This is a genomic window from Halopenitus sp. H-Gu1 (genome assembly GCF_041821145.1).
GTDB lineage: Archaea > Halobacteriota > Halobacteria > Halobacteriales > Haloferacaceae > Halopenitus.
Map to the genome: position 1 here is coordinate 34,109 of NZ_JBGUBC010000018.1, position 21,448 is coordinate 55,556.

Sequence of the window (21,448 nt, forward strand, 5' to 3'; positions counted from 1 at the left end):
CGTCCGGGGTGTCAGCGGGGAGCGGTCGGGGACGAACCCGCTCGGCCTCCCGTTCTAGGAGAGGCCGCTCACCGTCGGCGTGTCGATGAGTTCGTGATTCGTCAGCCGTTCCTCGACGAAGTTCCAGTCGATCTCCACGCCGAGACCCGGTCCGTCGGGTATCGGGACGGTGCCGTCGGGGGTGAGCGTCTCGGGCGATTCGGCGAACCCCTGTGCGCTCATCCAGTCGATGCCTTCGGGGTGGAGGAGACCGTGCTCGTAGTAATTCGTATTTCGAATGGCGCTTGCACAGTGGAGGTGTGCGGGACCGCCGACGTGGAGTTCGACGTCTCGGCCGAACGACTCCGTGACGTTCGCGATCTTCATGACGCCGGTGATGCCGCCGTCGAGATGAGCGTCGGCGCGAGCGAGATCGAGCGCCTCGTCGGCGAGGTGGTTCGCCCGCGTGTACGGCCCGCCGCGGACGTGTTCGACGCCAAGCACCGGTGTGTCGAGATCGCGGGTGAGTTGGCGAGCCATCGCCATGCTTTCGCCCCCGTCGGCCATCGGATCCTCATACCAAAAGAAGTCGAGTTCATCCAGCGCACGTCCGACGCGAAGCGTCTCCGCGTAGGTGTCATACTCGCTGGCGGGATCGATCATCAGGTCCATCTCCTCGCCGACCCGCTCGTCGACGGCACGACAGGTCGCAACGTCGCGATCCGGGTCACCGAAGCCGTGGATCTTGAAGGCGGGATACCCTCGATCGAGGCACTCCTCGGCGAAATCGGCGTACGCCGCCGGCGAGTCGAGTCCCCCCGCGTCGTCAGCCATGAACGTCGAAGCGTACGCCGGAACCGCCTCGTCGGTGCCTCCCAGCAGTTCCGAGACGGACGCGCCGTAGTGCTTTCCGGCGAGGTCCCACAGCGCGATGTCGATGGGGCCCATCCCGACATGGTCCAGATGGCGGAACCCCTTCCAGAGGTCCTGCCAGATGTCCTCGCGTTCGAGGGGGTCCCGTCCCAGGAGATCGCTCGATGCCATCCGAATCTGCGCTAGCATCGGCGGGACGAAGTAGAATCCCCGGTAGTGCCCCTCGAGTCCATCGGCAGTCCGCACCGTCAACACGAATCCCGGCGGCTCGAGGACGGATCCCGGATCGTACGCCTGGTGGCCGTGTCGCATCCCCACGTCGTCGAGTTTATACGTGAACTCGTGAAGTTCCAACTCGCTGATGCGCATCGACCGTACGTCGCGCGCGGCCACCCTAAAGGTGTGGTCGGGTGTCCACGCGGTGTTACGTTACGGTCGAGCGGTGTTACGTTACGAACGAGTCGAGAGTATACCACTCGCGTCGGGTGTTCTGTGTAGTACCTATTTACGTTCGAGTTCCGTTGGCTATCACCATGCGTATCACGGACGTGCGCGCGATGCCCGTATCGGATCCCGTTCCGGAGGAGATGCGTCATCGAACGGATCTTGGAACCAAGGTAAAGACCGACGCGACCCTGGTGTTCGTCGAAAGCGACGACGGGACCACCGGAGTCGGGGCCTCGCTCGGGAATCCGCCGACGATAGCTAGCATCGTCGAGCACGAACTCGCGCCGCACCTGATTGATGCGGATCCCCTGTATACGGAGCGTCTCTGGGAGAAGATGTACGACGGATCGCGGTGGAAGCCGTCGCTGGAACGGGGCTACTCCCAACCACGCGAGGATCGCCGGGGGATCACGCTCGAAGCCATCTCCGGAGTCGACATCGCCCTGTGGGACCTCAAGGGGAAACTGCTCGATCAGCCGATCTACAAACTACTCGGTCCCGTGCGGGACGACGTGCAGGGATACGCAAGCGGCGGCTGGGCTCCCGGTGACGAGGCCGAAGCGGAGATGCGAGGCTACGCCGAGAAGGGCTTCGATGCGGTGAAGATGCGCGTCGTCGGAGAGGACGAGTTCACCATCGAGAATGCCGTGACCCGCGTCAAGGCGGCGCGCCGAGGCATCGGCGACGACGTCGATCTCATGGTCGATGCGCACGGTTCGCTCGACGTGTCGACTGCCATCCGGCTGGCCGAACGGATCGAACCGTACGACATCACGTGGTTCGAGGAGCCGGTGTCACCCGACGACCACGCGGGACTCGCCGAAGTGCGCCGCGCCACTCCCATCCCGATCGCTACCGGGGAGCGCGAATTCACCCGATTCGACTTTTTGAGCCTCATGGAGGAGCGTGCGATGGACGTCGTCCAGCCGGACGTTGCCCGCGCCGGTGGATTCACCGAGATCCGCCGCATCGCGGCCATGGCGTCGGCCCGCGGCCTCCGTGTCGCACCGCATGCGTGGGGAAGCGGCGTCCTTTTCGCCGCGAGCATCCACCTCGCCATGGCGCTGCCGAACTGTCACATCCTCGAAGTGAGCCAGGCATACATGCCGCTCCTGACCGACCTCTTCGAGGAGGAGTACGACGTTCGCGACGGACGGGTGTACGCGCCCGAGGCTCCGGGGCTCGGATTCACGCTCAGAGACGACTACGCCGAACGGTTCGAGTACATCGAGGGACCGGAGTACGTCTTCTGAGAGGGAGACGTTCACTCCTCGAGCGCAAACTCCGTTTGCCACCGATCCACGTATTCGTCGGCGGCAGTCTCCGTCCCGACTGACTCCCGTCGGTACGTTCGCCCCTCGGGCGCCTGTTCGAGAAGGTCGATTCGCACGATGTAGCCGTCTCCATCGCCACGACGTCGTTTTCGGATCGTCGCGAGACCGTCCTCCCGTTCCCACTCGATCAGCCCCTCGTCGTCGTGCCGAATGCTCCAGGTCACGATTCACGACTGGCACGCGGGCGTCTAAAGCGGCGCGGAAACCGACGCCGTGGATCCGACCGGACGGTATATGTTCCTTCGGCGACGCCGATCGGTATGTCTCGATCGTCCGATCTGCCCGACCGGCAGACCTTCGATCGGCGCGTCGCTGCGGTACAGGACCGCCTCGACTCGGGGATCGCCGACGGGGTCGTCTGTTTCCCGAGTTCGAACCTCCAGTATCTGACGGGAATCGCGGAGACGCCGGGGGAGCGTCACTTTCTGTATCTCACCCCCGCTGACGGCGATCCGGCCCTTCTCGTCCCTGAACTGTCGCTCGCGGACGTCCGCGAGACGGTCCCGGAGACGGAGATCCGATCGTGGGGAGACGACGAGGATCCGCTCCCGGCGGTCCGCGCGCTTATCGCCGATCGTGGTGTTCTGGAGGGGCGATTGCTCGTCGACGACACGATGTGGGCCCGGTTCACCCAGGACCTTCGCGAGGCGGCACCGAAGGCCACATGGGGACTCGCAAACGAGGTGCTCGGCGACGTGCGCGCCCGAAAGGACGAGGTGGAGATCGCGACGATCGAACGCGCGTCGGGGATCACCGATGCGGTCGTCGGCGATCTCAGAACCCTCGGATCCGACGCGGTCGGGATGACCGAAGCGGAGCTTGCGGAATGGATCGACGAACGCCTCTCGGACCGGGGCGGCGAAACGCCCGCCTTCGAGACGATCGTCGGTTCCGGGCCGAACGGCGCGAAACCCCACCATCACCACAGCGACCGGACGATCGAGGTCGGCGATCCCGTCGTCCTCGACTTCGGTACGCGCGTTGACGGCTATCCGTCCGATCAGACGCGGACGCTCGTGTTCGGCGGCGATCCGACCGACCGATTTCGCGAAATTCACGGGATCGTTCGTCGTGCACACCAGGCTGGCGTCGAGGCAATCGAGCCCGGTGTTCCCGCATCCGAGATCGATCGGGTTGTCAGATCTACTATCGAGGCGGCTGGCTACGGTGAGGCGTTCATCCACCGGACCGGCCACGGCGTCGGGATCGATGTCCACGAGGAACCCTACGTCGTCGCGGGCAACGAGCGGCCCCTTGAGGCCGGAATGGTCCTTTCGGTCGAACCCGGGATCTACCTGCCCGACGAATTCGGTGTTCGGATCGAGGATCTCGTCGTGGTCACGGAGGGAGGCTGTCGTCGGCTCAATCACACCGATCGCGGCTGGTCGTGTTGAGACGGAGGCGGAGCGTCGCCCTGCGGGATCGTCTCAGCGCGTTCTCAGATCGTCTTTGTCCTTGAGAACCTGCGTCTCCGCCTCCCCGGCGGAGACTTCGTTGGCCAGTTCATAGAAGTCGTTTTGTAATCCCGCGGGGAAGGTCACGACGCCGACCCAGGAGCCGTCGTTTTGCCACTCCTCACGTTCGAGATCGCCGAACTCCCGGACCCGTGCTTGGCCAGACCCGGCGTGTTCGGGCGGTAGCTGGACCGCGACCGTGATCTCCTCGAAGCGGATCGGGATCACCGGTCGAAGCGCCTCGAGGGCCTCGTCGACCTGGTTCTCGACCGGTTCCATGGGGTCGACGGTGAATCCGGCCTCCTCCAGGGCGCGGTCGATGCGTTCCGGCGGGTGCGGTGAGTCGTCCATCTGCGGGTTGACCGCGTTGCGCGCGATCGTGTTTATCAGGTTCTTCCGTTTTCGCTCCTGCATCTCCCGCCGCTGTTCGGCGGTGATCTGTATCTCACCGCGCTTTATCACCTCCGGGATGATCTCCATCGGATCGGTCGTTCCAAAGACCTCCTCTAGGGCGGTTTCGGCGGGGCGATCGCCGCGAGAGGCGTTCTCGAAGACGTCCTCGGCGGCGATGACGTCCTCCAGATCGCCCTCGAACTCGCCGCGTTTGATCGCCAACGCCGCGTCCGGATCCACGAGCACCTCGAAGCGCTCGCCGTGGGATTCGAGTCGAGCGGTCACGGCATCCTCAAGCGATATCATGATGGTCGCTACCGTCCCTGACGTAAAAAGTCTCCCGCGTGCGATCGATGCACATGCCCGACGGCAGCCATCACACTCGACGGTAGCTATCCACTCACCGATGGATACCCCTCTCAATGACACACAATGGACGTGTGGAGTGGCGCTATTCCGTCGACATCCCGGTCTCGTCGTCGCACGCGGCCAGCCACTCGTTGGCCCACTGCTCGATCTCCTCGAAGACCGGACAAAGCGATCGTCCCTTCGGAGTGAGGCTGTAGTAGGTCGCAACGGGTGCGGCTTCCTCGAGACGACGGTTGACGAACCCCAATTCCTGGAGATCGTCGAGAACTCGCGAGAGCGTCCGGGCGTTCGCGTCGGTCTCGCGTTTCAACTCGTTAAACCGTAATTCGTCGTTCTGGAGCTCGTGTAACACCACGAGTCGCCAGCGAGAGCCGATCTGTTCGAGGGAATCGACGATCGGACACGCGGCGTCGGAGACCGCTTCCGCGGCGTCGCTTCGAGGCGTGGATTCCGGGTTTTCGGTGGATTCGGACGACTCGTCGTCCTCGATCTCGATGGGATCCGGTGATGACATCGATGTTACCTGATAACTATCTCGTCCGGGAACGACTATAATAGTTCGGTTCATACAGCAGGTTACAATATGTCACTAGAGATCGCAACCATACCGCTGCAGTTCGACGCGCCGTTGTCCGGAGAGTTGTTCCTGATCGCTCGGATACTCTTCGGCGGTCTCATGGCCTTCATGGGACTCAACCACTTCCTCGACGTGGAGAACATGACGGGATACGCCGAGATGAAGGGCCTCCCCGCGCCCAGGCTGTCCGTGACGTTCTCCGGGGGAATGCTCATCGCCGGTGGTCTCGGGATCGCGATCGGCGCGTATCCGATCCTCGCGGCCGGTGCGCTCGTCGTCTTCCTGCTCGTTTCCTCTCCGACGATGCACGACTTCTGGGCAGTCCCCGACGACCAGAAGCAGTCAGAGATGACGAACTTCCTCAAGAACATCGAGTTGCTCGCCGCCTCCCTCGCGTTCCTCGCGCTCGGTGCGATCGAGTGGCCCTACGCCGTCGGCGTCGGACTTCTCTAGACGCGCCGACCGCTCTCGACGACCGACTCGCCCACCACGACAATTATGCTCCCGCGGAAACCAATCATCATCGATATCCATGACTGACGCTCCACCGACCACCGGCCTGCATCACGTGACGAACATCTGTACCGACATGGACGAGACCGTCGAGTTCTACGAGGACGTCCTCGGCTGGCACACGGTCAAGCGTACGCAGAACTACGACGATCCGGGAACCAAACATTACTACTTCTCGCCGACGCCGAAGGGAGAACCCGGAACCAACGTCACCTACTTCGAGTATCCCGACTCCCGTGGCGCACCCGGTCCGGGCGCGAGCCACCACTTCGCGTTCGGTGTCCCGGACGCGGAGACGCTCGCAGAGTGGCAGACGCATCTCCGAGAGCAGGGAGTTCGTGTCTCGGAGATCAAAGATCGCACCTACTTCGAGAGCATCTACTTCAGCGACCCCGACGGCCTCGTCTTCGAACTCGCGACGGCCGGTCCCGGATTCGACGTCGATGAGGAGACGCCGGGCGAATCGGAGATCGATCCCTTCGACGCAGGGGACGTGGAGTGACGGACGCGGATCCGGATCGGCGCTCATGGACGGTAGTCACAGGAGACGGTTCCGTTCAGGGCTCGAACGCGCCGAGGTTCGATTGGAGATCCCGCGCGGAGCGTCCCTCGATCAGATCGTGGCCCACGAGATCGCGCAGGTCGACTGCGTAGGTCGACCCGCCACGTTCGAGCACCAACAGACGTCCCTTCGTCGTGAGGACTCGGCCCGAGGCCATCGTCTCGTCTATCGGACGTTCGTCGAGGTCGATCCCGTATTCGAACTCGAAGCGACGGTCCGGCTCGAATCGCTCCAGTAGGCGGTTCCACGCCCGTTCGTCGAGTGACGCCCCGAGCCCCGCACGCTTCTCGGAGACGCGAACGCGGTCGACGAGTTCCTCGACCTCGTTTGCCCGTTCCGCCTCGATCTCGCGGGCAATCCGCCCGTTCTCGGCGGTTCGGATCCGTGCGCCCCGATCGGCACCCTGCTCTTCGAGGCGCGTTTCGAGTCGCCAGGTGCGGGTCACTCCCACCTTGAACCGGTCGGGGGCGAACGCGGCGAGATAGACGGCGTGCTCTTCGAGACAGTCCATTTCCTCTTTTAGACACGTTCCCGTACAGCGTGCACAGACCCAGACGTTCTGGTGTGAGACACAGTAGGGTGTCTGGGCTGCCGAACACGCGATGTGGCTCCCGTCGTGGATCGTTCCGGCACACCGGCGGTCGCCGAGCGAGTATGCTAACTCCGTCCCGGGCGTCAGGTCGATTCGCTCGACCGGCGCCGGATCGTCGCCGGATCGCTGGTGTCGAGCTACGAGCAATCCCGCCGGTCCGGAAGCGTCCGTCCCGCCGACGCCCGAATCGTACCCGACGATCTGCACGGTTCGAGTAAGGCGACGCGACCGTTTATCCGGTTCGATGTTCGGGAGCGATCTCCGCCACCAACTCGCGGGTCGCCCGCCTGACTGATTCGTCGCTCGAGATCGACGGCTCCCATCCGAGCGCCGAGAGCTTCTCGATCGAGAGCCGCATCTTCGGGACGTCGCCGGTCCATCCGCGATCGCCGCCGGTGTACTCGTAGTCCGGATCGAGTCCCATCTCCTCGCTTACGATGTCGGCGATCCTCGTGACTGAGGTCGTCGTCCGCGTCCCGAGGTTGTAGACGTTGAACGCGTCGTCGGCGTGTTCGACCACGTGACGGATCGCGTCGACGCACTCGGTCACGTGGAGATACGACTTCTCCTGGCGGCCGTCGCCGAGGATCGTGAGCGTCTCGGGGTCCGCACGGAGTTTCTCGATGAAGTCCGGAACGACGTTGCCCCGTTGATGTGGTCCCACGATGTTCGCAAACCGAACGTTCCAGACGGTCATCCCGTAGGAGTGGGCGTACGTCGACAACAGCGCCTCATCGGCCAGCTTCGAGGAGCCATAGATCGAGATGGGTGAAAGCGGTGCGTAGTCCTCCGGCGTCGGTCGGGGAGCCTCCCCGTAGACCGTCGAGGAGGAGGTGAAGGCGATCGCATCGACGCCCACCTCGGACATCCGCTCGAGGACGTTGTAGGTCATCTCCGTGTTCTCCTCGAAGAGCTTTCGATCGTCGTCGTAGTTCGTGTCGGTGTAGGCCGCGAGGTGGAAGACGACGTCAATGTCCGCGGTCAGCGCCGTTGCGAGGTCGTCCGGATCGGTGAGGTCGCCGCGGACGAACTCGGCCCCCTCGGGTACCCGGTCACGATCGCCCTTCGAGAGGTCGTCGATGATCCGTACCGCCTCGGCGTCCTCCAGGAGGTCGGTCGCCAGATGGCTGCCGACCAGTCCGGCTCCGCCCGTGATCAGCACTCGTGCGTCCGAAAGATCCATGTCTGACCTCCCGTTGCCGATCGCAAGTGCGTTCCGGTCGGGGTGGAGGTGTGTTCTCGGTTGAGGTGGCAGATGCGTTCGGATCGGGACGCAGGTGTGTTCCGGTCAGGGCGAAAGTGCGTTCGCGGTCGGATCCGTGCCGAAAGCCACTACCCGTCCGGCCGCCAATTCGCGTGCATGCAGGAGACACGCGAGGTCGCGGTCCTTCGGTTCGGCCACAGGCCGGGTCGGGACGACCGAATGACGACCCACGTCGGACTCACGGCACGCGCGCTCGGCGCCGACCGGGTGATCCTCCCCGACAACGCCGGCCAGTCGGCCGAGACCGTCCAGGACATCACCGACCGCTTCGGCGGTCCCTTCACGGTCGAACTCCGGACGGATCAGACCGCGATCGTCCGCGACTGGGACGGTGTCGTCGTCCACCTCACGATGTACGGCGAGCCGGTGCAAACGGTCGAGTCCGCGATCCGGGACGCACACGCCGAGTCGCCGCTTCTCGTCGTGGTTGGCGGGGAGAAGGTTCCCTGGGAGCTCTACGAACACGCGACGTTCAACGTCGGCGTGACGAACCAGCCGCACTCGGAGGTTGCAGGACTCGCCGTCTTCTTAGACCGGCTCTTCGAGGGCCGTGAACTCGATCGCGAGTGGGCCGACGCGGACCGCGTCGTCCGCCCGGAGGCGTGCGGGAAGACCGTCGTCGACGCGTCGGAGATCGAGGAGGACGACTGATCCACCTGATCGCCGCGATCACGCCGGACGTTTCGAGCGAAGCCGGGCGATGCGGATCCGCAGTTCTCCTCGACTCGTTCCTCGCGCCCGCCGGGAAGCCATTTCTCCCATCGGAACCACTGCGAGCCGGTCGATCTCGAATGCCCACCCCCGGTGGCCGCTCGCGTCCCGACCGTACTCGAGAGCCTCCGCGAGGGCGTCCGCCCGCCCGAGTCTCGCGACCGCCCGGTCGGCCGACATGCGTCCACCGCCGACGAGGAGCCGATCGCCGGCCGTAAGCAGGAGCCACCACGGCGCGATCGCGACGAGCAGCGTCCCACCGGCGAGGGCGTACGCGGCCCACGGGACGGAGCGGCTTCCGTCTTTGTCAGCGCCGAACGCTCGCGGTCGGTCGGAATCACTTGAGGGACGATGCGACACGAGCGTGTCCCCGAACAGCTGGACTGCCTCCACGAGCAACATCGCCGGGAGGAACGCCGTCGTCAGCCGAGCGTTGTGTGAATCCGCACGTGACAGCGCATGAAGTACCATGGCCTCGAAGGTCCGATCGTCGAGTTCGACCAGTCGAGCCGGAACGACGAGCATCGCTTTCTCACGTGTCGCTGCGACTCCGACGGTGACTGCCGACCGCTGCACGACACGCACCGTCGGCACCGTGATTCCGTTCGATCGGGCGACATCCGTTACCCGTTCTCTCAGGTGATCGGAGCGGTTCCCGTTGATCGGATCCATCCTCGATATCGAGCGATCAACGACTGTCGGACCGATCGCGTACGACCCCACGAGGCCGACGATCACGGAGACCGGAAGGACGATCGCCGCACTAACGTCGACGAACCAGGAGAGAATCAACGCGGGAACGGCGACGAGGGTTGCGGGGATCGCGGCGAGCAGGACCGCCCCGATCAGTTCCCGAGGTGAGGGCCCTTCTCGTTCGCCTCCCACATCGCCGGTGTCGGCTGATGGTCCGTCGTCGGCTGATGGTCCGCCGTCGGCTCGCGGGTCACTCGTTCGTCGCTCTCCCGTCGCCGAATCGCCCGATTCCGGATCGTTTGCCTCCGGATCGATCGTCCCGACCGCTTCGTCCATGATCGTCGCGACGGCCGGTTCCCACAAGAGTCTGCCGACGATACCGGCGGAACCCTCGGGCGGATGACTGGTTCGAATCCTTTAAACGACCGCCGACCGGATGGTTCACTAATGGCTTTTGAGGACCTGTTGAACGACCCCGTCATCCAAAAGTACCTACACGAGTTGGTCGGTCCGACAGGGATGCCGGTGGCCGCCGCGCCGCCGGAGGGTGAGGTGACGGACGAGGAGCTCGCCGAGGAGCTCGGCCTGGAGCTCAACGACATCCGTCGCGCGCTATTCATTCTGTACGAAAACGATCTCGCATCCTACCGTCGCGTCCGCGACGAGGACTCCGGCTGGCTCACGTATCTGTGGACCTTCAAATACGAGAACATTCCGGAGAACCTTGAGGAGGAGATGTATCGGCTGCTCGACGCCTTAGAGGAACGCGAGGAGTACGAGCGGACCCACGAGTTCTACCTCTGTGAGGTGTGTTCGATCCGCTTCGAGTTCGGGGAGGCGATGGATCTCGGATTCGAGTGTCCCGAGTGCGGTTCGCCGATCGAGTCGATGGACAACGATCGGCTCGTCGAGTCCATGGAGCAACGGATCGACGAGCTTCGAGACGAACTCAACGTGGACGTGACTCGCTGATGGTCGTCCTCGCGACCAAATGTTACGTCGAGGGCGACGCGCGCGATCGCGCCCTCGACGGGATGGACTCGCTCGTCGAGAACGCGGTCGGCGACCTCCACGTGGACTGGCAGATCGGGGTCCGTGGCGACGGATTCGTACAGGTCGATCTGGCCGGTGAGGACGCTGCAGTCGCCCGGAACGCCCTTGCCGAGGAGTGGGGAGAGATCGTCGCCCACGACGAGGGACTCCAACCCGGATCGGAGTACGTGGGAACGCTGGAATCGTGGGATTCAGACGGGATCGTCCTCGATGCGGGTGCGGATGTCCGGATTCCGGCGGATCGTCTCGGACTCGGCGCGGGAACGCCCGAACAGGTCATAGAGCGCTTCGGACTGGTCCAACATCTCCCGATGCGGTTCGTCTACGCGGTTCCGGAAAGCGAAGGGGAGGGAGACGGCGATGGTGATGAACCCGCTCCCGATCCGGAATCGGATGCGACCTCTCGACTCGCCGATGCCGAACGTGATCGCCTCTACGAGTGGCGTCGCGGCCCCGGACGTTTGAACGTGAACTCCGCAACCCGCGGGGAGGTTCGTGCCACGATCAACCGTGCCGGCCACGCCCGTGACATCGTCACCGTCGAGCGACTCGGGCTGCTCGAACAGAGCGTCATCTGTCGCGAAGAGACCGATCCGCCGGGACTGCTTGCGGCCATCGGGTCGTATCTTCCCGCCGAGATGCGGTGTGTCGTCTGATCGATCGAACTCGGAATTTGGAACATCTACGTACACGTGAATCGACGATTCCTGCTTGCGATCTCGATGGTCGCACTCCTCGCTGCAAGCGCTGGCTGTCTCGGATACGTCACCGGCGGCGGTGAGATCACGAACGAGACGCTTGATGCGGATCCGCCGGCGGCGTATGAATGGGACACCAACGCGGACGTGCGGATCGAGTTCCAGGCTGACTCGACGTATCTCACCGTCTCCAACGTCTCCGACCGCGAGGAGCTTCGGCTGTACGAGGAAACTGGATACGGGATCGAAGAGCCGCTCGAGTTTCGGGCCTTCCGGTATCGTTACGCGAACGGGACCGTGATCAACGGATCGCAGTTTCGCGAGCAGGGCGGCGAGATCGAACAGACGCCCGACGAGGTCTGGGTGCGGTTCGGCGAGGACATGACCGACGGGACGATCGCCTATACCAGTGACGGGTCGCCGAGACGGTTCCTGGCGCGAACCTACGTGAAGGGCTCCTACGAGGTTGTGCTTCCGCCCGGCTATACGACGGACTTCTGGCTGTTCGGTCACGGCTCACCCCGTGGCTATGACGTCGAGACCGTCGATGGACGGGAGCGACTCGTCTGGGAGGAGGTGACGACGGAGTTGATCGTCGTCCAGGCCTACCGCGAGCGTGATCTCCCGATCTTCGTCGGCATCTTCATTATCGCGACGGCGATCGGGATCGCCGGCTACCTCTATTTCCGACGGCAACTCGAGGAGTTGCGCGAGACGCGCCAGGAGATGGGACTCGACGTCGAAGAGGAGGAGACGGACGACTTCGGAGACGACGGGCCGCCGCCGGGAATGCGGTAAGCGGTGGCTCCCGGTCCTCGCCGGGGCCAGCCCCCGACAGCGACGGGATTTTGAGTCCGCCTCACCTACGAGCGTTCATGCGAGTCGCGATCGTCACCGTCGGAGACGAGTTGCTTTCCGGGGATATCGAGAACACGAACGCGACGTGGTTGTGTGCTCGACTCTCCGACCGGGGCGTTGACGTCGGCCGTGTGACGACGATCCCCGATGACGTCTCCACGATCGCGAGAGTGGTCAACGAGTATCACGCCGAATACGACGCCGTGATCGTCACCGGCGGACTCGGTCCGACTCACGACGACGTGACGATGGAGGGGGTTGCAGCCGCGTTCGGCCGATCGCTTTCGGAGGACCCGACGGTGATCGAGTGGCTCGAACGCGAGGGCGGATACAGCGCCGCGGATCTGACCGACGGGACGACCCATCTACCGACGGACGCGCGGATGATTCCCAACGAGGAAGGCGTCGCTCCCGGCGCGATCGTCGAGAATACCTACGTTCTGCCGGGCGTTCCCACCGAGATGAAGGCGATGTTTGACCGGATCGAACGGGAGTTCAACGGGGTTCCGAAACATACGGAGATAGTGACGGCGGACGAGCCCGAAAGCGCCCTCATCGACCGGCTGGTCGAGCTTCGGGATCGCTTCGACGTGACGGTCGGATCCTACCCCGGGGGGACGGTTCGGGTAAAGATAACGGCCGGATCGCGCGAGACTGCCGAGGAGGCGGCGGCGTGGCTGGCCGATCGGGTACAACGGCCCGAGGGGTCGGACGAGCGGCAGTGACGGTGATCGTCGATCACCGATAGAGGTATGCCAGCCAGCCGACGACGAGAAGAAGACTCACGAGCAGGACGGCGGTAGCGGTTTCGGGGATCGGGAGTGTCGCTGAGTCGGTTGCAAGCGGAATCATACTCGTCGGTTGTTCCGGGTCGTTCTTAAGCGTTCAGCCTTCGCCGGAGGCGTGAACTCGACTCACGTCCATCCGGTCCGTCCGGTCGACTCGTCCTTTTAATGCTCCCGCCGGGCTATCGGGCCGTATGCATATCGGCGTCCTCATGAATCCGATCGCCGGAATGGGCGGTCGCGTCGGGTTGAAGGGAACCGACGGAAAACTCGAGGAGGCGCGCGAACGGGGGGCCACGCCACGAGCCCCGCAGCGGGCCCGACGCGCCCTCGATCGGCTCCACCAGATCCGTCCGGATCTCCGGATCTCGGTTGCCGGCGAACCGATGGGAGAGACGATCGTTCGGGAGGCGGGATTCGACCCGACGGTGGTTTATCAGCCGTCGACCGACGCGGGAGCGGAGGCCACGGACGATCGTGGCAGTGGCCCCGATTCCTCCGGCGACACCGGCGATCCGTACGCGGATCCGGGAACGTCAGCGGAGGATACCCGAAACGCGGTTTCGGCGTTTCTCGATGCCGGCGTCGACCTCGTGGCGTTCGTCGGCGGCGACGGCACGGCGGCCGACGTCGCGACTGTGCTTGAAGGGTCGGACACGCCGATGCTCGGGATTCCAGCCGGAGTCAAGGTCTACTCGTCGGTCTTCGCCGTTTCACCGGAGGACGCAGCAACCGTCATCGCCTCCTTCGAGCGGACCGAACGACGCGAGGTGATGGACATCGACGAGGACGCCTATCGCGAGGGGGAAGTCTCCCCGGAGCTTCAGGCGGTCGTTTCCGTTCCCGTGGCCGAGGAGTTGCAGTCGGCCAAACAGCTGGGTGGCGGCACCGTCGAGGCGCTCACGGAGGGATTCGCTGCGGACGTCGATCCTGCGGTGACCTATGTGTTCGGCCCGGGATCGACGGTCGCTGCGATCGAGTCGGAACTCGAAATCGATCCCTCGCCGCTCGGCGTCGACGTGTGGCGGGACGGCGAGTTGCTCGTCCGTGACGCCTCGGAGGACGAGATCCTGGAGGCGCTCGGGGAGGATAACGAGATCGTCGTCTCACCGATCGGCGGACAGGGGTTCGTCTTCGGACGGGGAAACCCGCAGTTGTCTCCCGCGGTGATTCGGCAGTGTTCGGTCTCGATCGTAGCCTCGCGGAGTAAACTCGACGATCTTCGTGTTCTCCGGGTCGATACCGACGATCCGGATCTCGACGAGGAGCTTGCCGGCTGGACGCGGGTGCGGGTCGGTGCCTTCGAGACGCGAATGATGCGGATCGTCGCGTGAACGGAGGGGATCGTCACCCGCCGCATTCGAGCCGGCCTCAGCCGGAAGCTGCAGGCTACGTGAGTCGGTTCGTATTTTTGACAATCACGATCGAACACCTTGTATTTTTGCGGACGTGTATAATGTACATAGGGATAGGGTTAAGGTAACTGGAACAATACGGCCAGGTATGGAAACGCGGAAGGTCCAGCGGCTCGGTCCCTCGACGCTGGCGATGACCCTGCCAGCCGAATGGGCAAGTGAACACGACGTCGAGAAGGGCGATGAGGTCTCGTTGCGGATGGGCGGGAAGGGAACGCTCACCGTGCTCCCTGAGTCGGCAAGTACGGAGGAGTCGGAGGCAACGATCTTCGCCGATAATCTCGATTCTGGCGCCCTGGAGCGGGCGATCGTCGCCCAGTACGTGCTCGGTCGACGGGTCATCAACGTCGAAAGCGACGGCCCGTTGGGAAGCGACCACATCAACGCGGTTTATCGGGCGGAGACGCAGCTCATGGGACTCGGCGTCATCGAGGAGACGCCCGAAAGCATCGCGATCCGCTGTTCGGTCGACCCCGAGGATTTCACCCTCGATAACCTCATGCAGCGTCTCGAGAACACGGGCTCGACGATGCGCGGAGAGGCGATCAAGGCGCTTGCTCACGGCAACACCGATCTCGCCCAGCGCGCGTTGAACCGCGAGCGACAGGCGAACAAGATATTCGTGTTGATGTTGCGGCTTATCTTTACGGCCTACCAGAACCCGAACCTGACCCGTGCCGTTGGTCTCGATTCGGGATTCCCCCTGATCGGATATCGGTCGGTCGCCAAGAACCTCGAACTCACTGCGGACAACGCCGAGGACATCGCCGAGATCGTCATCGAAACCGAGGGTCACACTCTCGACATCGACCAGTCCACGATGCGACGGATCCGCGAGTTCACCGATCAGGTCGACGACCTCACGGCGATGGCGGTTCGATCCGTCGTCGAACGCGATTACGATCTCACCGTCGAGTGCCGCGCACTCTTTCAGGAGATAAGCGATCGCGAATCCGACATCCTCGAGGACCTTCCGGAGCTGGACAACGACGAACTGCTTCGGGTCCGGGAGGTGCTGGTCAGCCTCCAGCACACCGCCGAGTACGCGATGCGGAACGCGGAGATCGCGGCGAACCTCGCGCTCAACGAGGAATCCGAACACGTCAAGATACGATGAGCCGCCGTCCGAGATCGCAGTCGTAGTGCCGTTTCCACCCCGCTCGTGGCGGCGTCTTTAACCCACTCCGGGACGGATTCGTTCCCATGAGCGATGACGTCGACGACCCCCGAGAGGCGATCGAGGAGTTTCTGGCCGATGCCGACGTAACTCTCGCGGAGTACGATCAGGGATACGCCGACGCCGACGCGACGCTTTCGATCCTCGAAGAGCATATCGAGACGCTTCGAGAATCGCTGGGTGAGGAGGATTCCTAGCGACCTGACCCGGCGCTCCGCGTCTTCCGACTCGGCGACTTTTAACCGCTGCCCCCGTCACGGGAGATATGGTCTCTGCGATCTTCGATCCGGACGCCTGGGAGTCGGTGACTGAGGAGTTTGAAGACGTCACCTACCACCGCGGTGTCGACGTTCCCGCGGTCCGGATCGCCATCGATCGACCGGCGGTCCGCAACGCATTCCGACCCGGCACGGTCGACGAACTCTACGCGGCACTTGATCACGCCCGCAAGCAGGCCGACATCGGCTGTGTGCTTCTCACCGGGAACGGCCCCTCGCCGAAGGACGGGGGCTGGGCCTTTTCGGCCGGCGGCGACCAGTCGGTTCGCGGCGGTTCGGGGTACGAGTATCGGGACGACGACGAGGCCAGCGAGGAGGACGACGAACTCGTCCGGGAGGCGAGAGCCGGCCGCCTGCACGTCCTCGAGGTCCAGCGGCTCATCCGGTTCATGCCGAAGCCAGTCGTCGCGGTGGTCCCGGGATGGGCCGTCGGCGGTGGTCATTCGCTGCACGTCGTCTGCGATCTCACGATCGCAAGCGAGGAGGAGGCGAAGTTCCTTCAGACCGATCCCGATGTCGCCTCCTTCGACGGCGGGTTCGGATCGGCGTATCTCGCCAAGCAGATCGGTCAAAAACGGGCCAGAGAGGTGTTCTTCCGCGGGAAGACCTACTCGGCGGCGGAGGCCGAGGACATGGGGATGGTCAACGAAGTCGTCCCGCACGAGGAACTCGAATCGGTCGCCCTTGAGTGGGCCGACGAGATGACCAAAAAGAGCCCGACGGCGATGCGAATGTTGAAATACGCGTTCAACATGACTGACGACGGAATGGTGGGCCAACAGCTGTTTGCGGGTGAGGCGACCCGGCTTGCCTACACGACTGAGGAGGCCAGAGAGGGCCGCGACGCGTTCCTCGAGGGACGCGACCCCGAGTTCGGCGAGTACCCCTGGCATTATTGAGCGATCCGCAGAACGGATGGCAACCTTCAGGAACGGGCCACCCGAAGGGTCACCAATGAGTACCACGGAGGTCTCGCGAGCCAGGGCATGGGTCCTTGCGGCCCGTCCCCAGACCCTCCCGGCGGCGGCCGCGCCGGTTATCGTCGGCGTCGGACTCGCGTATCACGACGGCGCGTTCGCCCCCCGTCCGGCGCTCGCCGCCTTCGTCGGCGCCGCCTTGATCCAGATCGGGACGAACTTCGCGAACGACTACTACGACGCCGTTCGTGGCGCCGACACACCCGACCGTGAGGGATTCACCCGGGTCACCGCCACGGGGATCATCGAACCCCCGGCGGTCAAACGGGCGATGTGGTTGGTCTTTGCTCTCGCGGTCCTCGTCGGAACGTACCTCGTCGCCGTCGGCGGGGTTCCGATAGTTCTGGTCGGACTCGCATCGATCACGGCAGGGATCGCCTACACGGGCGGTCCCTACCCACTCGGATACCACGGACTCGGCGATCTCTTTGTGTTCGTCTTCTTCGGAATCGTCGCCGTGACGGGAACCTACTACGTGCAGGCTGCAGCGCTTTTCGCCTCCGGATTCCCCGTCTGGATTCCGCCCGGGACCCTCACGATCGAGGCGCTGATAGCGAGCCTCCCGGTCGCGGCGCTTTCGACGAACGTCCTCGTCGTCAACAACGTTCGCGACCGCGAGGAGGACGCGACGACCGGAAAGCGGACGCTCGCCGTCCGGTTCGGCTATCGGTTCTCGCGGCTACAGTTCCTCGCGTTGACGACGCTCGCCTACGTGGTCCCGGTCTGGTTCGCCGTCGTCCCCGACGGATACGGCCCCTCGGTGCTTGCGCCGCTCGTGACGGTGCCGCTTGCGGCATCCCTCGTTCGAACCGTCTGGACGGAGACCTCGGGGGAGGTCCTCAACCCGGCACTGGAACGAACCGGACAGCTATTGGCCGCTCACGCCGTCCTGTTCGCGATCGGACTCGCGGTCTGAGGCCCGACGACAATCCAACACCCATGCGATCGACCCGATTCACCCTCGAACTCGACAGCCCCCTTGGGACCGCGCGGGCAGAGGTCCTCGAGAGACGCGGCTGGGTCGTTGGCCTCGATCCCGAAGCGCATGACGTGCCCGCACGCGGCGTCGGCGAGGCGACGCCACTCCCGGGATGGACCGAATCGCACGAGGACTGCCGGGCTGCGCTCGCGGCCTTCGACGATCGTGAGACCCCGAGTGGGGACGAACGCGGTGGCGGAAGCGACGACCGGACCAACGATCCCGACCTCACGACGCCGGCGGCTCGCCACGGAATCACTCTTGCACGGGCGGATGCCGCCGCCCGCGCGGACGACCGCTCGCTCGCGGCGCTCCTCGCCGATCGAGTCGGATTTCCGGAGCCGGCCGTCCATGTCCCGGTCAATGCGACGATCGGCGACGGCACTCCCGCGGCGGCCGCACGCGAGGCGCGCCGTGCCGTCGATGACGACTATCGGGCGATCAAACTGAAGGTCGGCGCCGGTGCCCTCGATCGCGATCTCGATCGCATGCGTGCGGTCCAACGCGAGGTCGGTCCTGCCATCGAACTGCGGGCCGACGCAAACGGGGCGTGGGACCGGACCACTGCACGCCAGGCTCTCGACAAATTGAGGCGGATGGGCGTCAGCTACGTTGAACAGCCGCTTCCGGCCGCCGATCTCCGAGGACACCAGGCACTCCGCGAGGAGCTTCGCATCGATCTCGCCCTCGATGAGTCGATCGCCGAATACGGCATCGAGCGGATCCTTGCGGAAGAAGCGGCGGACGTGGTGATCTGCAAGCCGATGGTGCTCGGTGGTGTCGTTCGGACCCTCGAAGCGGCGCGCGCCGCCCGTGAGGCGGGGGTGGAGCCGGTCGTGACGACCACGATCGACGCCGCGATCGCCCGCACGGCCGCGGTCCACGTCGCCGCCGCGATTCCCGACGTTCGTCCCTGCGGTCTCGCAACTGGTTCGCTTCTGCGAGAGGACCTCGTTCCGGATCCGGCACCCGTCGATGACGGCCGGATCGAGGTACCGACGGATCCCGGAATCGCGGGTTCGACCTTCGACGAGATCGTCTTCGAGGAATGACTGTCGCCTCTCTCGGCGTCGATCGCGAGATGGTTGCTGACTAAACGGATCGGATCCGCTCTCGCTCGACAAGCGGCGGATCGAGGATCACGGACTCGACCCGGCGCGATCTACTCGTGACGAAATACGTTTACTGGGCGGTACGGTTCCTCCAGATAGGAAATCTCACTGGAGGTGAGATCGATATCGATCGCCTCGACGGCGTCCTCCAGATGGCGAACGCTCGTCGTTCCGAGTATCGGCGCATCGACCGGCTCTTTGTGAAGGTGCCATGCGAGGGCGATCTGAGCCATCGAGACCCCGTAGTCACTGGCCAGTTCCTCGACGCGCTCGTTGATGGCCTTTCCGCCCGCTTGACGGTACGTCGAGACGTGTTCGTCGATATACTCGTCGGTCCGCTCGCGGTTCGTCGTCGTCTCGTCGGTATCCGGACGCGTCAGATATCCCCGACCGAGTGGGCTCCAGGGAATCAAGCCGACGCCTTCGTTCTCACAGAGCGGAATCATCTCGCGTTCCTCCTCCCTGTAGGGTAGCGTGTAGTGGTTTTGCATCGAAACGAACGGATCCATTCCGAGGCGATCACAGGCGTGAATGATATCACCGAATTGGTACGCCCACATCGAACTCGCACCGAGATATCGGACCCTCCCCCTCCGGACGAGATCGGACATGGTACGCAGCGTCTCCTCGATGGGCGTCTGGTAGTCCCATCGGTGGATCTGATAGAGATCGACCGTGTCGATTCCAAGCCGGTCGAGGGACCCGGCGATCTCCGTTTCGATCGCTTTCCGTGAGAGACCGCTCCCGTTTGGGTCGGTCTCGTCCATCGTTTCCCCGACTTTCGTTCCGATAACCAGCTCGTCCCGATCGTATTCCTCGATCGCGTCCCCGAGGATCTGCTCGCTCTCACCGCTTGAGTACACATTGGCGGTATCGAAGAAGTTGATACCGAGTTCGATCGCTCGGTCAATGATCTCGTGGGCATCGTCCGGATCGAGCTTCCACGGATCGCTACTCCCGAAGGCGTCACACCCGAGACAGAGACGACTGACGTTCGTCCCCGTCTTTCCAAGGGTCGTGTATTCCATCGTCTACATATGTTAATAATTGTTGATAAATGTTCCTTCTTCGTCCACGCACAACCCGTTTCGTTCATGCACAACCCGTACGACGAGTCCAGCGAGGGACTTGTTCGGATGACAACATTGCCAGTATCGGATCCGATCAGTCACTCGGTATGAACGGGATAGGTCGTCTCTCACAGCCAGTCCGCGAGGCCATCCCGCATCTTTATGCCGGGTCGTGTGGACCCCGAAATGAATGTCAACGGAACCCACGATCACGTCCGTCGAGACCGGCCTCTACGGCATCCCGAACGAGGAGGCGCTCGAGGACGCGACACAGACGTTTGACGAACTCGAACTGATCACGGCGGTACTCGAGACGAGCGATGGCGACCGTGGCGTCGGGTTCACCTATACGATCGGCGAGGGAGGGTCGACGATCGAGCGGTTTCTGGCGGACGTGCTCGCCCCGCTCGTCGAGGGATCGCCGGTCGCGCCGCGATCGGTCTACCGCGACCTGCGCGCCGAGACGACCTTCGTCGGCAGGGAGGGGATCTCCGAGATCGCCATCGCCGCGATCGATACCGCGATGTGGGACCTGAAGGGCAAACGGACGGATCGCCCTCTCTATGACCTGCTCGGGGGCACACAAGAACACGTTCCTGCCTACGAAACCAACGGCGGATGGCTCCAGTTCGAGGAGGACCGACTTCGAGAGAACGCCCGACGCGTGGGTCGGGAGGGCTTTGCAGGCATGAAGATGAAGGTTGGACGCGGCCATGCGGAGGACGCCGACCGGATTCGCGCCGTTCACGAGGAACTGCCCGCCGACACGAACCTCTTCGTCGATGCGAACTGCTCGTTCAGCGTCGCGGAGGCTCGTCGATTCGTCAACGCTCTCGATCGTCCCATCGCGTGGCTCGAGGAGCCGCTCGAGAAGGGGGATTACGACGCCTATGCCGATCTCCGTGCCCAGGTCGACGTCCCGATCGCGCTCGGCGAGAACGTCTACAATACCACCCAGTTCAAACAGGTGCTCGCATCGGAGGCCGCCGATTTCCTCCAGCCGGACGTCGGGCGCGTCGGCGGGATCACGCCGTGGGTCACCGTCGCCGAGACGGCCGCGCTTTGGAATACCCCGGTCTCGCCGCATTACGTCGAACCGATCCACGTCCATCTCGCGGCCGCCTTCGGAAACGTTCCGTTCATCGAACACCACTCGACAGTTCTCAACGAAGTCGTCGAAACGCCGCTGGAACTGGAGGACGGTGGATTTCGTCCGCCCGAGGCACCCGGACACGGAATCGTCTTCGAGGGACTCGATCGATACGCCAAGCAGTGAGCGGTTCCT

The 21,448-nt window shown here is 64.0% G+C and carries 24 protein-coding genes; 16 read left to right on the top strand and 8 right to left on the bottom strand.

Annotation, left to right across the window (positions count from 1 at the left end; genetic code table 11):
- Positions 1 to 54 precede the first annotated feature (54 nt).
- Positions 55 to 1,221 carry an enolase C-terminal domain-like protein gene (locus ACERIT_RS12550; RefSeq protein WP_373675202.1) on the bottom strand — a complete coding sequence of 389 codons (1,167 nt, stop codon included), beginning with the start codon at positions 1,219 to 1,221 and terminating at the stop codon, positions 55 to 57.
- 164 nt (positions 1,222 to 1,385) lie between these two features.
- Between ACERIT_RS12550 and ACERIT_RS12555 the strand changes: the two genes are divergently transcribed.
- The gene (locus ACERIT_RS12555) at positions 1,386 to 2,552 is read left to right on the top strand and encodes a mandelate racemase/muconate lactonizing enzyme family protein (protein WP_373675203.1); all 1,167 of its coding nucleotides are present in this window, start codon (positions 1,386 to 1,388) and stop codon (positions 2,550 to 2,552) included.
- Positions 2,553 to 2,563: 11 nt separating this feature from the next.
- Here the strand turns inward: ACERIT_RS12555 and ACERIT_RS12560 are convergent, their stop codons facing one another.
- Positions 2,564 to 2,797, bottom strand: a complete 234-nt coding sequence (locus tag ACERIT_RS12560; RefSeq protein ID WP_373675204.1) for a hypothetical protein — start codon at positions 2,795 to 2,797, stop codon at positions 2,564 to 2,566.
- Between the two features lie 96 nt (positions 2,798 to 2,893).
- Between ACERIT_RS12560 and ACERIT_RS12565 the strand changes: the two genes are divergently transcribed.
- Entirely contained in the window at positions 2,894 to 4,027 is a 1,134-nt protein-coding gene (locus ACERIT_RS12565) for an aminopeptidase P family protein (RefSeq protein ID WP_373675205.1), read from the top strand.
- A gap of 33 nt (positions 4,028 to 4,060) precedes the next feature.
- On the opposite strand, the gene ACERIT_RS12570 is transcribed toward ACERIT_RS12565, so the two are convergent.
- Positions 4,061 to 4,786 (bottom strand): ribosome assembly factor SBDS, encoded by a 726-nt coding sequence (locus ACERIT_RS12570; protein WP_373675206.1) that lies wholly within the window; start codon positions 4,784 to 4,786, stop codon positions 4,061 to 4,063.
- Between the two features lie 145 nt (positions 4,787 to 4,931).
- Positions 4,932 to 5,363 (bottom strand): winged helix-turn-helix transcriptional regulator, encoded by a 432-nt coding sequence (locus tag ACERIT_RS12575; protein WP_373675207.1) that lies wholly within the window; start codon positions 5,361 to 5,363, stop codon positions 4,932 to 4,934.
- Positions 5,364 to 5,432: 69 nt separating this feature from the next.
- Between ACERIT_RS12575 and ACERIT_RS12580 the strand changes: the two genes are divergently transcribed.
- Positions 5,433 to 5,879 carry a DoxX family protein gene (locus tag ACERIT_RS12580; protein ID WP_373675208.1) on the top strand — a complete coding sequence of 149 codons (447 nt, stop codon included), beginning with the start codon at positions 5,433 to 5,435 and terminating at the stop codon, positions 5,877 to 5,879.
- A gap of 79 nt (positions 5,880 to 5,958) precedes the next feature.
- The gene (locus tag ACERIT_RS12585) at positions 5,959 to 6,441 is read left to right on the top strand and encodes a VOC family protein (protein WP_373675209.1); all 483 of its coding nucleotides are present in this window, start codon (positions 5,959 to 5,961) and stop codon (positions 6,439 to 6,441) included.
- A 55-nt stretch (positions 6,442 to 6,496) separates the two neighbouring features.
- On the opposite strand, the gene ACERIT_RS12590 is transcribed toward ACERIT_RS12585, so the two are convergent.
- Both ACERIT_RS12590 and ACERIT_RS12595 read right to left on the bottom strand, forming a co-directional pair.
- Complete coding sequence (locus ACERIT_RS12590) at positions 6,497 to 7,300, bottom strand: DUF2797 domain-containing protein (protein WP_373675210.1); 804 nt, start codon at positions 7,298 to 7,300, stop codon at positions 6,497 to 6,499.
- Positions 7,301 to 7,325: 25 nt separating this feature from the next.
- Positions 7,326 to 8,276 carry an NAD-dependent epimerase/dehydratase family protein gene (locus tag ACERIT_RS12595; RefSeq protein WP_373675211.1) on the bottom strand — a complete coding sequence of 317 codons (951 nt, stop codon included), beginning with the start codon at positions 8,274 to 8,276 and terminating at the stop codon, positions 7,326 to 7,328.
- Between the two features lie 177 nt (positions 8,277 to 8,453).
- On the opposite strand from ACERIT_RS12595, the gene ACERIT_RS12600 reads away from it, so the two are divergent.
- Positions 8,454 to 9,008: a tRNA (cytidine(56)-2'-O)-methyltransferase gene (locus tag ACERIT_RS12600; RefSeq protein ID WP_373675212.1), complete on the top strand. Its 555-nt coding sequence runs from the start codon at positions 8,454 to 8,456 to the stop codon at positions 9,006 to 9,008.
- A gap of 18 nt (positions 9,009 to 9,026) precedes the next feature.
- Here the strand turns inward: ACERIT_RS12600 and ACERIT_RS12605 are convergent, their stop codons facing one another.
- Positions 9,027 to 10,097 (bottom strand): hypothetical protein, encoded by a 1,071-nt coding sequence (locus ACERIT_RS12605; RefSeq protein ID WP_373675213.1) that lies wholly within the window; start codon positions 10,095 to 10,097, stop codon positions 9,027 to 9,029.
- A 111-nt stretch (positions 10,098 to 10,208) separates the two neighbouring features.
- Between ACERIT_RS12605 and tfe the strand changes: the two genes are divergently transcribed.
- The 10 genes from tfe to ACERIT_RS12655 all read left to right on the top strand — a co-directional run bounded on the left by tfe (position 10,209) and on the right by ACERIT_RS12655 (position 19,033).
- A complete protein-coding gene (gene tfe / locus ACERIT_RS12610) occupies positions 10,209 to 10,733 on the top strand; it encodes a transcription factor E (RefSeq protein ID WP_373675214.1) in 525 nt (174 codons plus the stop codon).
- The gene (locus ACERIT_RS12615; RefSeq protein WP_373675215.1) at positions 10,733 to 11,470 is read left to right on the top strand and encodes a DUF2110 family protein; all 738 of its coding nucleotides are present in this window, start codon (positions 10,733 to 10,735) and stop codon (positions 11,468 to 11,470) included. Before tfe ends, ACERIT_RS12615 begins: the two co-directional genes overlap by 1 nt.
- A 36-nt stretch (positions 11,471 to 11,506) precedes the next feature.
- A complete protein-coding gene (locus ACERIT_RS12620; protein ID WP_373675216.1) occupies positions 11,507 to 12,310 on the top strand; it encodes a DUF5803 family protein in 804 nt (267 codons plus the stop codon).
- Between the two features lie 77 nt (positions 12,311 to 12,387).
- Positions 12,388 to 13,095: a competence/damage-inducible protein A gene (locus ACERIT_RS12625; protein WP_373675217.1), complete on the top strand. Its 708-nt coding sequence runs from the start codon at positions 12,388 to 12,390 to the stop codon at positions 13,093 to 13,095.
- A 254-nt stretch (positions 13,096 to 13,349) separates the two neighbouring features.
- A complete protein-coding gene (locus ACERIT_RS12630; RefSeq protein ID WP_373675218.1) occupies positions 13,350 to 14,489 on the top strand; it encodes an ATP-NAD kinase family protein in 1,140 nt (379 codons plus the stop codon).
- Between the two features lie 169 nt (positions 14,490 to 14,658).
- Entirely contained in the window at positions 14,659 to 15,687 is a 1,029-nt protein-coding gene (locus ACERIT_RS12635) for a PhoU domain-containing protein (protein ID WP_373675219.1), read from the top strand.
- Between the two features lie 86 nt (positions 15,688 to 15,773).
- Positions 15,774 to 15,944, top strand: coding sequence for a hypothetical protein (locus ACERIT_RS12640; protein WP_373675220.1), 171 nt, complete (start codon positions 15,774 to 15,776; stop codon positions 15,942 to 15,944).
- Positions 15,945 to 16,012: 68 nt separating this feature from the next.
- A complete protein-coding gene (locus ACERIT_RS12645) occupies positions 16,013 to 16,924 on the top strand; it encodes a 1,4-dihydroxy-2-naphthoyl-CoA synthase (RefSeq protein WP_373675221.1) in 912 nt (303 codons plus the stop codon).
- 55 nt (positions 16,925 to 16,979) lie between these two features.
- Positions 16,980 to 17,918, top strand: a complete 939-nt coding sequence (locus tag ACERIT_RS12650; protein ID WP_373675222.1) for a 1,4-dihydroxy-2-naphthoate polyprenyltransferase — start codon at positions 16,980 to 16,982, stop codon at positions 17,916 to 17,918.
- A 23-nt stretch (positions 17,919 to 17,941) separates the two neighbouring features.
- The gene (locus ACERIT_RS12655; RefSeq protein ID WP_373675223.1) at positions 17,942 to 19,033 is read left to right on the top strand and encodes an enolase C-terminal domain-like protein; all 1,092 of its coding nucleotides are present in this window, start codon (positions 17,942 to 17,944) and stop codon (positions 19,031 to 19,033) included.
- Between the two features lie 110 nt (positions 19,034 to 19,143).
- Here ACERIT_RS12655 and ACERIT_RS12660 read toward each other — a convergent pair whose 3' ends face one another.
- Positions 19,144 to 20,121, bottom strand: coding sequence for an aldo/keto reductase (locus tag ACERIT_RS12660; protein ID WP_373675224.1), 978 nt, complete (start codon positions 20,119 to 20,121; stop codon positions 19,144 to 19,146).
- 232 nt (positions 20,122 to 20,353) lie between these two features.
- Here ACERIT_RS12660 and ACERIT_RS12665 point away from each other — a divergent pair, with 232 nt between their 5' ends.
- A complete protein-coding gene (locus tag ACERIT_RS12665) occupies positions 20,354 to 21,439 on the top strand; it encodes a mandelate racemase/muconate lactonizing enzyme family protein (RefSeq protein ID WP_373675225.1) in 1,086 nt (361 codons plus the stop codon).
- Positions 21,440 to 21,448: the final 9 nt, after the last annotated feature.